The 11735-nt window shown below is 51.0% G+C and carries 13 protein-coding genes; 4 read left to right on the top strand and 9 right to left on the bottom strand.

Going from position 1 to position 11735, the window contains the following annotated elements:
- A partial coding sequence (locus tag QT222_RS14860) for a hypothetical protein (RefSeq protein ID WP_491477615.1) occupies positions 1-546 on the bottom strand: 546 nt, incomplete at its 3' end.
- Between the two features lie 144 nt (positions 547-690).
- Between QT222_RS14860 and QT222_RS14865 the strand changes: the two genes are divergently transcribed.
- The 3 genes from QT222_RS14865 (at position 691) to QT222_RS14875 (ending at position 3887) form a co-directional block, all read left to right on the top strand.
- On the top strand, positions 691-963 hold the full coding sequence (locus tag QT222_RS14865; RefSeq protein ID WP_491477616.1) for an ArsR family transcriptional regulator: 273 nt from the start codon (positions 691-693) through the stop codon (positions 961-963).
- Positions 964-1033: 70 nt separating this feature from the next.
- On the top strand, positions 1034-2026 hold the full coding sequence (locus QT222_RS14870) for a hypothetical protein (RefSeq protein ID WP_491477617.1): 993 nt from the start codon (positions 1034-1036) through the stop codon (positions 2024-2026).
- 1 nt (position 2027) lies between these two features.
- Complete coding sequence (locus QT222_RS14875) at positions 2028-3887, top strand: hypothetical protein (protein ID WP_491477618.1); 1860 nt, start codon at positions 2028-2030, stop codon at positions 3885-3887.
- Between the two features lie 275 nt (positions 3888-4162).
- Here the strand turns inward: QT222_RS14875 and QT222_RS14880 are convergent, their stop codons facing one another.
- The 6 genes from QT222_RS14880 to QT222_RS14905 form a co-directional block, all read right to left on the bottom strand.
- Positions 4163-4693 (bottom strand): radical SAM protein, encoded by a 531-nt coding sequence (locus QT222_RS14880; RefSeq protein WP_491477619.1) that lies wholly within the window; start codon positions 4691-4693, stop codon positions 4163-4165.
- A gap of 52 nt (positions 4694-4745) precedes the next feature.
- On the bottom strand, positions 4746-5546 hold the full coding sequence (locus QT222_RS14885) for a S1 family peptidase (protein ID WP_491477620.1): 801 nt from the start codon (positions 5544-5546) through the stop codon (positions 4746-4748).
- 292 nt (positions 5547-5838) lie between these two features.
- Entirely contained in the window at positions 5839-7455 is a 1617-nt protein-coding gene (locus QT222_RS14890) for a hypothetical protein (RefSeq protein ID WP_491477621.1), read from the bottom strand.
- Positions 7456-7825: 370 nt separating this feature from the next.
- Positions 7826-8224 carry a carboxymuconolactone decarboxylase family protein gene (locus tag QT222_RS14895; protein ID WP_004057326.1) on the bottom strand — a complete coding sequence of 133 codons (399 nt, stop codon included), beginning with the start codon at positions 8222-8224 and terminating at the stop codon, positions 7826-7828.
- 297 nt (positions 8225-8521) lie between these two features.
- A complete protein-coding gene (locus QT222_RS14900) occupies positions 8522-8716 on the bottom strand; it encodes a hypothetical protein (RefSeq protein ID WP_004057328.1) in 195 nt (64 codons plus the stop codon).
- A gap of 63 nt (positions 8717-8779) precedes the next feature.
- A complete protein-coding gene (locus tag QT222_RS14905) occupies positions 8780-8980 on the bottom strand; it encodes a DUF7542 family protein (RefSeq protein WP_004057332.1) in 201 nt (66 codons plus the stop codon).
- A 150-nt stretch (positions 8981-9130) separates the two neighbouring features.
- Between QT222_RS14905 and dph5 the strand changes: the two genes are divergently transcribed.
- Positions 9131-9937: a diphthine synthase gene (dph5, locus tag QT222_RS14910; protein WP_004057334.1), complete on the top strand. Its 807-nt coding sequence runs from the start codon at positions 9131-9133 to the stop codon at positions 9935-9937.
- 38 nt (positions 9938-9975) lie between these two features.
- Here dph5 and artA read toward each other — a convergent pair whose 3' ends face one another.
- The gene (gene artA, locus QT222_RS14915) at positions 9976-10908 is read right to left on the bottom strand and encodes an archaeosortase A (RefSeq protein ID WP_004057336.1); all 933 of its coding nucleotides are present in this window, start codon (positions 10906-10908) and stop codon (positions 9976-9978) included.
- Positions 10909-11157: 249 nt separating this feature from the next.
- Positions 11158-11735 (bottom strand): BGTF surface domain-containing protein (locus QT222_RS14920; protein WP_491477622.1); only part of this gene is annotated, 578 nt, incomplete at its 5' end.

Below are 11735 nucleotides of genomic sequence, written 5' to 3' on the forward strand. Positions count from 1 at the left end.
AACGGGTTTTGGGTAGAGAAGCCGGGTTACCCGGTACTCCCGGGGCATGCCGGATCCGATTGCTTCTACAGGATGCGGGTGTGCCCCTTTGGGGGGTTCTCCCGCGCGAGTTGTTTTCGTTTCGAAAAAAGTGCCCTCGAGAAGTTCTGGCCCCGCCGCGTCGAACCCCTTAGAGACGTAGTGCATCAGAAGTTGCGTCGAGGCGATCAAGATGTGGCCACCGGGTCTGAGAACCTTGTGAGCGAGTTCACCGAGCTTCTCAAAGTAGTCTTGAAGCATCTGTTTATCTTCGCCAGTGAGGACGGTGAACCGTGGAACCGGATTTCGTTGACTACCATCCAGTGAAGGTGGAATTCGCCATACACCTCCCGAACCCTGACGCATCTTCTCGACGTTTTCCTCCATGAATTCGATAACCCCGTACGGTGGATCTGTGACAATCGCATGAACGCCCCCACCGTCTTGCCAACCGGCGTCGGGGTCTGTCGTCTCAGGCCAACTCGCGAGTTCCTCAAACGTGTTGGCGTGAATTAGCTCGTATCCCATTGTGTGTACCTCGGTGCGTAATCTGACTTCAAGTCACGCTTTCTCTGCCGTTATATAGAATCTTTGATGGGATATGATAAGCCGAGTATAACCCATCTAGAGGTATCTATAGAACCGGTGCTAGGTCAACGTACAGTTACGCTGATGGACGAAGAGTTGGCCGATGTTCGGTGGGTGCTCAATTCCAAGTATCGAATTAATGCGATGGAACACCTCTCTACTGGTATCAGCTATCCAAAGCAGATTAAAGAGGCATATGACAGCCGATATCCCAACGTTTCACGGGCCCTCCGCGAGCTGAGAGAGCGAGAGATGGTCGAAGTTGTCGCAGACGAACACCCAGGGCGATTGTATGAGATGACGGAGTACGGGGAGACAATTTGGGGGCGGATAGAAGACGAAGACCTAGTCAGATAGACATCTACTAGCTGCTACGTGAAAAGAAACACAAAGCGATATATATTTGAATTGTTTCCTTTTTCGGACGATGTCTGACTTTGATGTTGAAGTCAAGGGGGTTGCGGTTTACAGTTGCCGGACGCAGAATGGGGACGATAAAACGCCCGATAGAGTGGGGGTATACGAAGGGGACCAGCTAGAGAACGACCAAGATGGGAAGGAGGTCCATGATATTGTTGAGCGAATGCTGGAACACGACGCATTGGATAAAAAATACGGAAAGCGAAAAAATGCTCGCGTCCACCAGTGGAACGATTCAACCGACGAGGACGGACGAGAGCCTACGGATGATGTATTTCGGGAGATTCGGGATGGAGCCAGCTTAGATAATAATGCAAAAATACTTGCAACAAAGTACATTCAAGAGGACCTCTCAGCCAAAGATATTCTTCTTATCGTCCAATATGAACATAATAACCGGGGCTTTGTAGCTATATTAAAAACGCCATACTTAGAAGGTGCCAAGGAGATTGATGTTCGTTCTGCATCAATAACTGATAATAATTACGTCATACAGCAGAAGACAGACAAGTGCATTCTCTACCCATTTATCGATTACGGAGGGAATCTTGATCAAAGCCGAGTTCGCGTATTTCAGGAGAACGGGGCTTCAAACTACGCAAATTACTGGTACCGTTTTGCCGGTCTGAGGGAAAAAGAGGTTAATGATGAAGTTGTTGAGCGTGAGCTACGGCATCGTAGTAAAGAGACAGACATCGACGCGGTATTCCCCGACTACAAAACGTTTGATCGAGAGAGCGACGAGTTATTTGATGACGAAACGCACCTCCAGGGAGAGGTACTGTTAAGTATCGGTGATCAGCGCCAGTTCCGAGTAAGCCTACGTGAGCTGAAAGAGCAAGATAATGTGATCCTTGCACGCGACGGTGACGAGGTTTATGTCATACTTTCTGGTGCAACCCCTCACATTACAACGGGGAGTGGGGATCAGAAGATCTCTGTCTTTGATAGTTTAGACGGTATTAGGGAATTATCTGAGGTATTATCTGACTTGATATAATATGTCCGATAAAATTCGTTCCGTGGTTCAGGTTGCTCGCGAGCTTCACGAGAGGGACGTTACAGCTCCGGCTCAACTCAAAACAATTTTAGCAGAGTTCAAAATATCTGACTACCCAAAAGATGAATTCGCGCGACTAATTGAAACTGTTTCAGAAAGCCCGTCTTTTTTCTCAACATTCAACATTCATCTGTCGAATACGCATACTGCATTCACGTTACGAGGAGGAGAGATCAAACCGGGCGATTTTGATGAAATTGACAAACTTGAACTCTCTGCGGATTCCGCGGACTGCGAAGATGGGTTTATTTATCACCGTGATAATAGTAACCTCGCATCTGCTGGGGAGAAGATATACGAATTTGCTACAGACCTGAAACAAGATGAGATAGATCTTTCAGCAGAAGTGACAATCAACAAATCAGAGATAGCTACTTCGTTCGTAGAACTGAAGATTCACAAGTCACAATTATCTGGATACAATCCATCATTTTGGCTAACTGTTCCGCGGTTCAACGAATGGCTTTCTACAAATAGTCCGAAGACAGTCGTTGAGTCGTTATTTACCGGCCAAGAAGTCCCGATACTGTTGTTGGGTGAATCTATTAGACAAAATACGGATGCGGTTGTTCTTTGCTCAATTGATGAGTTTGGTAGCCTCTCAATCGATAAAATTGAGGATGCACGAACACGATACACGAATTTCAATCAATCTTCGCGGTCAGTAACACATTGGAGAGATTCCTTAATTCCAATACACCCAAAACAGTTACTGCCACTACATGAACATGATCGAATTGAGAATACTGAGGAATGCCAACTACTTTCGATTCTTGGAATATTCGCTAAAGAAGCCGAAGAAGTTGATGAAGGATACAAATTCACATACACACACGACCCCGAATTATCGCTCACAACGGATATGAATGATTTCTCAGCTAACCTATCGCAACCTGATCTCACATCTCTAATTGAGATGTACACACGGTTTGAACCAAACGAAGGAGATTCTTCGTTTCGTGATTTATGGCAGCGGGCTATCGCTGATGAATGTAGCCAAGACCAACCTGAACAGATAGCGACGAAATCCGAAGCAATAAAAAACCGGTTTGAAGAGTTCCGCGCTGCTGCAGTAAGTGAAAATTTTGATGATTTGAGTAAAGTACTCGACGATACTCAATCTCTGATGGCAGATATCACATCCCGGTTATCTACCGCTGCAAATGACGTCTCACAGGAAATCCAAACACTAGCCTTTACCCTCCTTGGAGCCATAATTGCCAATATATTCCTTGTTCTTCGATGGGGGAGCAAGGATTTGGTCCCGCCATTTTCGATCTTGGTCTTGAGTATGATTGTCGGATTCTACCTCCCACTAGTGCAAGGCCGAATTGAGAATCTAAACGACACGATCGACGAAATCGAGGAAGATTACAACTTCTATCAGAGACAGATTCGGCGGTTCAATCAAGACTTATTCGGCCCTGGTCTTGACGCTCGCATGACGGCCCATAAGGAACTAGCAACAGGACAGCGAGACCGTGCCAAGGATCAATTAGAATTGATATTTTATGTCTCAATGATTACTTGGGCGATGTTGAGTCTCTGGACAGGTGTTGCGTATGGTGTTGGCCTTCTCCGAACTGGGTCTTTGATTGTTTCGATAGTTGTTCTACTACTAATTTGTGGGTTGATCCCTAAAATGTCTGGACGAGTTCAGCATACTAAATTCGGGTATTTCAGTAGGAGACTGGCAGTCGCGGTATTAGCCATCACGATTTTTGCACTCGTATTCCAACTGTGTATCTCGGTTCCACCAATAGAAGCAGAAAGTGTAGTCTCTCAACTACCAATAGTATGAGGGGAATCGAACGATTCCGCTATTGCTACGATCATTTTTAATGGGATAGCTGGTAACCAGTTGTTCTGTCTACCAATTCTCCTCTGAGACTTGCTTCTCTCAATAGCTGCTCTTGCGTCTCACCGCTCGGAACCAGTTGAGCGCTTCACGGATGTCGCGGTCCGTCGTCGGATACGTGGGGGAGAATGAGACGAAGCGACGGATATCGTCTCGGAACGCTTGGTCAAGGACTTCCCAACGAGCCTGTGTCGGTGGTGCATTCAGCTTGATTGCCTTCACCAGTACAGTGTCGAACTCGGAATCGAGGTTCCGATGCTTACCGAGTCACCGGCTCGCTGGAATAGGTCGAAGTCGCGGGTGACGTTCGGACTGCGGGTGAGGATTCGAACCGATGCGCCGGCGTTAGTGAGTTCGTCAACGACGCCGCGAGTGATTTGGGCGGCGCGGCGGTCTTGGTAGCAGTCGGTTCCGCTGGATACCATAACGACGCCGCGACCGTCTTGTGTTTCTTCCCACGTTCGCTTTCGGTCCAGTTTTCGAGCGAGGCGTTCAGGTAAATCATCTCGATAGAGAAGGTAACTACCCCACTCTTTCTGGCCGTCCTCAACACCAGCTTGTTCGTTCAGCATGTCCCCTCGCATCTTGATGTTTGGTGTACTTGGGACGTAGCAGAATTTGCACCCGTGGGTACAGCCGGTTGCGACGTTGATTACGTAGTTGCAGAGGTTTTTGTGGTGGAGAGCGGATTGGGACAGGACAGCTTTGGTCGGGTCGGTTGTTTGAGGTAAATCTTGGGACTTTGTCATTTACTTCTTGGACTCGATACAGATCTGGACCAGCGAAATATCAGCTATAAATTCAAAACGAATCGATGATTTCCGTGATCAAGTCAACATACCAAACTTTGTTTAGCTGGAGATCAGCCGCTTGAGTCTGTATATCTGAGTATACTTCAGGGTCTCTAATCGAACCAGAATGTATTCCAAGGAGCGCGCCACCAAACTCAGAGGCATCTAGGTTATCCTCAAAGTCCACGTAAACACTTCGTCCCTTCTTCATTGACCAATATGAATCAGCGGGAGATGTAAACACAGGGCTCCCACTCATCCCATCATGCATAACTGCATCGACTATAAAACAGCGTTCATCATTGAAGTTGGGCCCATACGAGCTTGCGATTACTGCGTTACGAATAATCGGAGAAGAAGTCCCCATCTCTTTAAACGCAAGTGGATAACCAGCAACTATTGCATCACCACCAAGAAGCTGAATATCGTTTGATGACCCTATACTCACCCCATCTGCATCAGTAATAAACCAATCTTCAGTGAATGCCGAGCTTCCTGTAGCATCTAAATCATAATCCAAGGGAATCACCGCCACATCAGCGGGAAAATTAGGATGAGTCATCCATCGGTCTACACCATCTGAGTCTGTTAACTCAATATATTCAGGACGAGTACTTTCTGGATTATCCTTGTCTCTTACATGAATCCTTAATTTGTCGGGAGAAATGCCATATTCATGTTTAACCACGTGGAGATTGGTGACTAAATAAATATTATCTTCATATTCAAAATATGAACCAGTAGATGAAAAAGATGCCTCACCCAACTCATAATTTATCAGTGTTATTTTTTCGAATATTGGATGGACCATATCATTTCGAGTTTCTCTTCTAACTAAGTAGAACTTTGGTTAATTCGGGGGTTTGAGTATAGCAGATGATCTACCGGTTCAAAACTAGTCTACACTATCTACGAACCACGGACTATCGGTCAGTCCGGACACGATCCGGTCACACCTTTCGAACCCACCAACATTGTCTAACATGCCGTGTCAACTACCGCTGCCAACCACCAGAAACGACAGTCATTCGCCGTCGTCGTCGAGGTCCAATGTCGAGGCGTCGAAAAACGAGGTGACGACAACAGCGAGTCCTTGAGAACGTTTACTCTGAGATTGTTACTGCCACCGTTTCGGTATCGACGACTTCACCATCTTGGATGAATTTGATTGTGAGTTGGCGGTCCCCTGATGTAACCGTGAGATCCGGATGGAGATATTCAGTCGTGCTTGCTCCCGGTTTGATTTGTGATTCGAACGAGAGTGATTCGGTCGAACTCACGCCGTCGATCTCATACCGAACCGAATCGTACACCAGCACCGAATCCCCAGTATTCTGAACGTCAAGGGTCAGGCCAGAGAGTTCCGAGGTATCGCTGTTATAGTTCCCGAACACGGTCGTGTCCACACTATTGATTTGAGCACTCGGGCCGTCGAACTCTTGACTACTGCTCGCCGTGACAGAATTTCCAGTACTAGTTAGTTCGAGTTTTACCGTCTCCTCGCCGCCATTGCTGATGAACAACGCGGAGCCAGCACCCCAGCCATCGTCCACAATCTCGTACTCTTCGGTCGCACCGCCAGCGAGCGATTGGATAGTCTGACTTTCCTTCACTTCATGACCGTTGACCATCAGGCTTGCAGAGAAGTCGGTGGCAACATCACCGTTGTTCGACAGGGTGAATGTCGCAATAGTGAGCCGCCCATTCTCCCACACGGGAGTGAACGAATCGATACTGAGACTTGCTGAGGAGATTTCACGAGTGAACTCTTGGGTCGTGAACCCAGATGGAGAGTTCGCAATCGCCTGAAGTTGAATTTCTCCCGACGTCTCTGGTTCGTAGATCGTTCCGCTGTAATGCGTAATCTCGTACTGGACGCTCTGACCGGGTGAAATAGACTCGTTGTACGTCGAGGCAAGTACTTCGTCACCACGCTGGATACCCGCCCAGGCTGAGGCCGTGAGGTCGCCTTGGTTTTCGACGGTTACCCATGTCGATTCTAGCGATCCACCATCCCAAACGGGTTCGACGTTCGTGATTGCCAAGTCGGGTCCCTCAAACGTCTTCGTGAACGAACTGGTGAGTTCATCTGCGGATGTAGTGACCGCGACCGAACCGCGGACCTCACCGACTGAGTGGATCGAGACTTTTCCGTAGGACGGAGTGATCGAGAATGACTCCGTCTCACCGGGCATGACCCATACGTACGGGCTCGACTGCATTTCCGAGTCTCGAGCGTTGACGACCGCCTCAGAGATCTGCACGGGGAAATCACCGTTGTTGTTCACCGTCACATTGACTCGCTGAAGTGTGTTCCCTGACCAAGCTGCTTCCGTAGTCGTGATTGTGGGTGACGCACCTTCGTAGGAGGCAGTCTCTGTCGACTTTGTCTCACCACCCTGCTGGAGGATAATTGTGTAATTTCCCGGACGGGGGTCAACGAGACTGAACGCCGCCACTTCTTGATCCGGTTCCAGCGTCGTCTTTTGGATCACTTGGCCGGACGGTCCTTCAAGGAGAGCGTCTGAATAGTCGTCTACGGTGTAGTTGAACATCAAGAGCGGCTGATCCTCATACTCTCCAAGCCGAAGGTCGGATACGGTTGGACCGCTACCCAAGCCTGTCGCGTCGAGTGCCGCCCCGCAGCCCGCAAGGGGTGCGAGTATCAGGAGAGTAGAAAAGGCGACCGCGAGTCGTCGAGTGTCTGCGTCCGCTTGCATTGATAATCCCAAATATCGGAGCAGTGTCTTGAATCTGTGGAGAAAATATCTAAATTGATAACTTCAATCGTCCTGTACTAGCAATAGGTCCGAAAAGACGTCCCATGTTCGTATCACACAATTTCGAATTTTGGATTGACTTCGGCCAATCAGGACACCACCCTCCCAATATTTTCGCACCTACTATCCACGGTTAACATGCCGTGTCAATCCCAGATACCCACGACTCAAGACGACCTGCCAAATATAGCCGACCCTCGAGAGCGTCATAGAATAATTCGAATGGCGCATGCTTACTTGGAGAGACGGAATTGGCTCTGCAGACCCGAATGAGGTTACAGGTAAAACCGACCGAGTTGGGTCGGTTGGTTCAGTCGTCTGCTGTTGCCTCTTGCTCTTTGATGTACTCGACCATCTCAGTTGTTTCGTTGACAAAGTCGTCTATGTCAACTTCATTTCCGTGGAGAATGGTCGAGAAGTACTGTGTATTGCTAGCGAGGTTGACAGCCTCTGTGAGTTCGTCCTCTGTGACGTCCTCCATCCGTGCGTCTTCTTTGTGGAAGTGGGTGCAGTAGGGGCACTTGATAGCGGCCGCTACACCAACACCGATAAGCGCTTTCTCCCGTGCGGACAGTTCGGTCTCCCCAAATTCGAGATCCCGAACGACTCCCCAACTGTGGTCGCTAGCTGGCTCTGCGAGGTTCTCTATCCAACTTGGTATCTGCCCGAGTTCCTCTTCGATCTCTTGCCGTGTTTGGTTTGACACCATAGTGGTCTCTCGGATTTCGTGAGCGGTTCCCCTGCAGTACGTTGTTCGTGCCGCAGGTCGATTCCGCTCTGAAGTCCATATACATGTTGTTGGGATACAGTGATTAGTGTGACCCATATAACAAATTAGAATGTATAAATAGTTAGTAAATGCCTGACCGAAGACAAGGATTCTCCAGATACTGTGGACATGTGTTTATTTTCATGCCCTTTATAAGATTTGTGTACACTTTATGCTGGAGTTTGTGACCTACCGAAGAACAAGGTATGTGAAGAGTTATACGACTCCCTTGAACCCTCACCAAACCTCCAATTCCTCTCTGTCATCGGCAACAATTTTGATGACCTTCTCGGAGGGAATCAAAAGCAATCCCCACGGGTCCTGTGCAACCAACCATGCCCCGTGTTCCGCGGAATATTTGAGGTTGTCCGGGTCTTCGACGACTTCTTTTTTGTGGCCATTTGGGCCGTCACGCCAGACTGTGATAGTCATACAATGTGATTGGTTTCCTTTCTAATAAATTTGAGACATGCAAACATCCCACAAGGATTTTTCTCACCGGTCAGAAACCCCACATACTCCTGCTTCCGCTCCCATCCTCTCGACACCCGGAGCGACTCGATCCAACTCCCAGATGGGGTCGTGTCCCGTTTCCTCGCGGTGTTCTTCGATTCGAACGCGGGCCGTTGCGAGTTTCGAGAACGCCTCTTCGAGTCCGCAGGTAGGACAGGTGACTGTCGCTCGGTGGTCCGCCATTGTCTGAGCAGAACACAGCACGCGAGATAATCCCGTCGGGTCCGTTCACTTCGCAACAGCTCTCACTCGTCGACGCACGGCAATATCGTTCGGCTTCTTCCCTCGACGGAAGGTCACGCCGCTTATGACCGCCCACGACAGAGCACAGGCATGCTCACCTTCATCGGTCTCGGTCTGTACGACGAACGTTCGGTTACGGTCGAGGGACGAGAAGCCCTCGCTGACGCCGACCGTGCATTCGCGGAGTTCTACACGAGTCACCTCGTCGGTGCGACCGTCGAAGACCTCGAAACCTACCACGACATCGATATCGAAGTTCGCGACCGTGCAGGTGTCGAACAGGACCCTGAAGAGATTCTCGACGCCGCGGAGGACGAACACGTCGTGTTCCTCACCGCCGGAGACACAATGATTTCGACGACACACGTCGACCTTCGACTGCGTGCCGAAGAACGCGGCATCGAGACACACCTCGTCCACGGCGTGACTGCGCAGTCCGCCGCGAGTGGGTTAACCGGTCTGCAAAACTACCGATTCGGCAAGGCCGTCACGCTCCCATTCCCGTATGTCCACGGTGGCGACCCGGTTCCGAAAAGCGTCGTCGATTCACTCGAAGCGAACCGCGAGCGAGGCCTCCACACGCTGGTCTACCTGGACATCAAAGTCGACTGGGAGGGTCGCCGCGGCGTCGAAGTCGAGGGTGACGAGTACATGTCTGCTGACTACGCGGCCGAACTGTTCGCGGAACACTGGGACGGCGATGCACTTGGTGTCGCAGTCTGTCGGGCAGGGTGTCCGAACCCCGTCGTTGCTGCCGACCGCCTGTCCGAACTTGCTGAGCGAGAGTTCGGCGACCCGCTGCACATGCTTATCATCCCCGGCGAGGTCCACCATGTCGAAGCCGATGCACTGACTTCCCTTGGCGGTGCTCCCGAATCACTGTTTGACTACGAGTGAGAGGCCAGTCGAAAACAGCTGCGTAGGCCTTGAAACGGTTATGCTCGACGGTTGTTCGGCGCGTCGAGGCCCAGTTCGCTTTGGAGGTCGTACTCTTCGCCAGTGACCATGTACAGTACGTCTTCGATGATGGTGAGTAGCTCCGGCACCTCTCGGACGACTAAGTACGTGATACCGACGAGTGCGACTACTGCCAGTACCTGACTGATGATGCGGTCGGAGATGAAGAACGACACCATGTACGGGTCCGACGACCCGAACAGGAAGAGAATCTCATCGACGAACAGCTGGAAGTACTGTTTGCCGACCGAGATGGTAATAAACGTCGTTCGGAGCAGGTTTAATGCGTAAATAATCGGAACGGCGATTGCGAGCCCTCGGACCTTGCGTCGAATCGGGGCATCGACGGCCGCGATGAGACCCGCAAAGATGGCGATACTTCCGAGCCCAGTACACGCGAGGACGACGGATATCTCGATGCGGTGTGAACCCTGCATCCACAGGAACGTATTTAGATACCCCTGGTCGCCGGGAATCATCTGCGGTGAGTAGCCGAGTAATTCGATGAGGAAGTTCGTCTGTGCCGCGACGGTCTCCATCAGGATACCACGTGGTGCGGGAATCGTCGTTCCGAAGAGCGTGAGTGCAGGAATCGTCTCGAAGGGGAGGTAAACGACACCCATTGCTGCGACTGCTCGGGAGAGGACAAAGAGGGTGTCGCGTCCGCTGTAGAGAAGCCACCCTGCGTAGAGACACGCCGGGACGGCCGCAATTGTCAGCAGGCCCTCGATGTAGCTCTTGTGTACGAGCGTGAAGTGGGGAATGAGTTGGAGCCAGAAGACAGCAAAGAGTACCCACGCTACGGTCATCACCCGACGACCGAGTTCACGGTTGCGTCCGCTGGCAACCGCGCCGGCAACGAAGGTGGCGATGACTACCCACGCGAGAATATCAGAGAGTAGTCCGGGCATACGTGTGGGAACACGTGGACCCAATAAATCCCTTGTCGTTCCGTGCGTCAAATATGCGAGACCGTTCGTGACGCCAGAATATCAGTGTGAGTGACTGTACTGTCGTAATACAGGGGGAACTCGCGTTGACGTGAGACGAGTGAGCAGCGCGAACACGTGACGAACAGTCGTGGCTGCCGCTCAGCACTCCAGCACTAAATAAAGAAAGTTGAGGGGACCGGGTAGAACCCGGTAGTTAGTTAACGGTGTTTAGTCGCGACGGACTGCGAGGAGCGCAGCGGCGACGAGTGCGACGAGGGCAACCGAGATACCGAAGCCAGGCGTGCTGGATTCGGTGGTTTCCTCGGTGGCTTCCTCAGTCGACTCTTCGGTCGCGGTTGCCGTTTCCGTGGATTCCTCGGTAGTCGGCTCTTCAGTCGCGGTTGCCGTTTCCGTGGATTCCGTGGTGTTCTCTTCGGTGGTCGTCTCTGCAACAGCGCCGACGATGCCGTCAGCGGTGGCATCTTCAGCGACGCCCTTGTCGACGGAGACGGTCACTTCGAAGGTGTCGTTCAGGTTCTGCTCCGAGAAGTCGAACACGGAGGAGAACGAGCCGTCAGCCTGGACGTAGGCCGTAGACGTCTTGAGGAAGCGCGGCTGCGTGTCACCGTCGGACTTCACGCGGACCGTGAGAGCCGTACCGGGGGAGACAGATGCCGTGCCCGAGACGCTCTGGTTGGCAGCATTCTGGACGCTGAATTCGTCCTTGTCGAGGTTGAGTTCCGGCTTGACGACTTCGAATTCGGCAGAGGTGGACTCGCCGTCGTCGGAGTCAGTCAGGTTGCCGT

The organism is Haloferax sp. s1, from assembly GCF_058382125.1.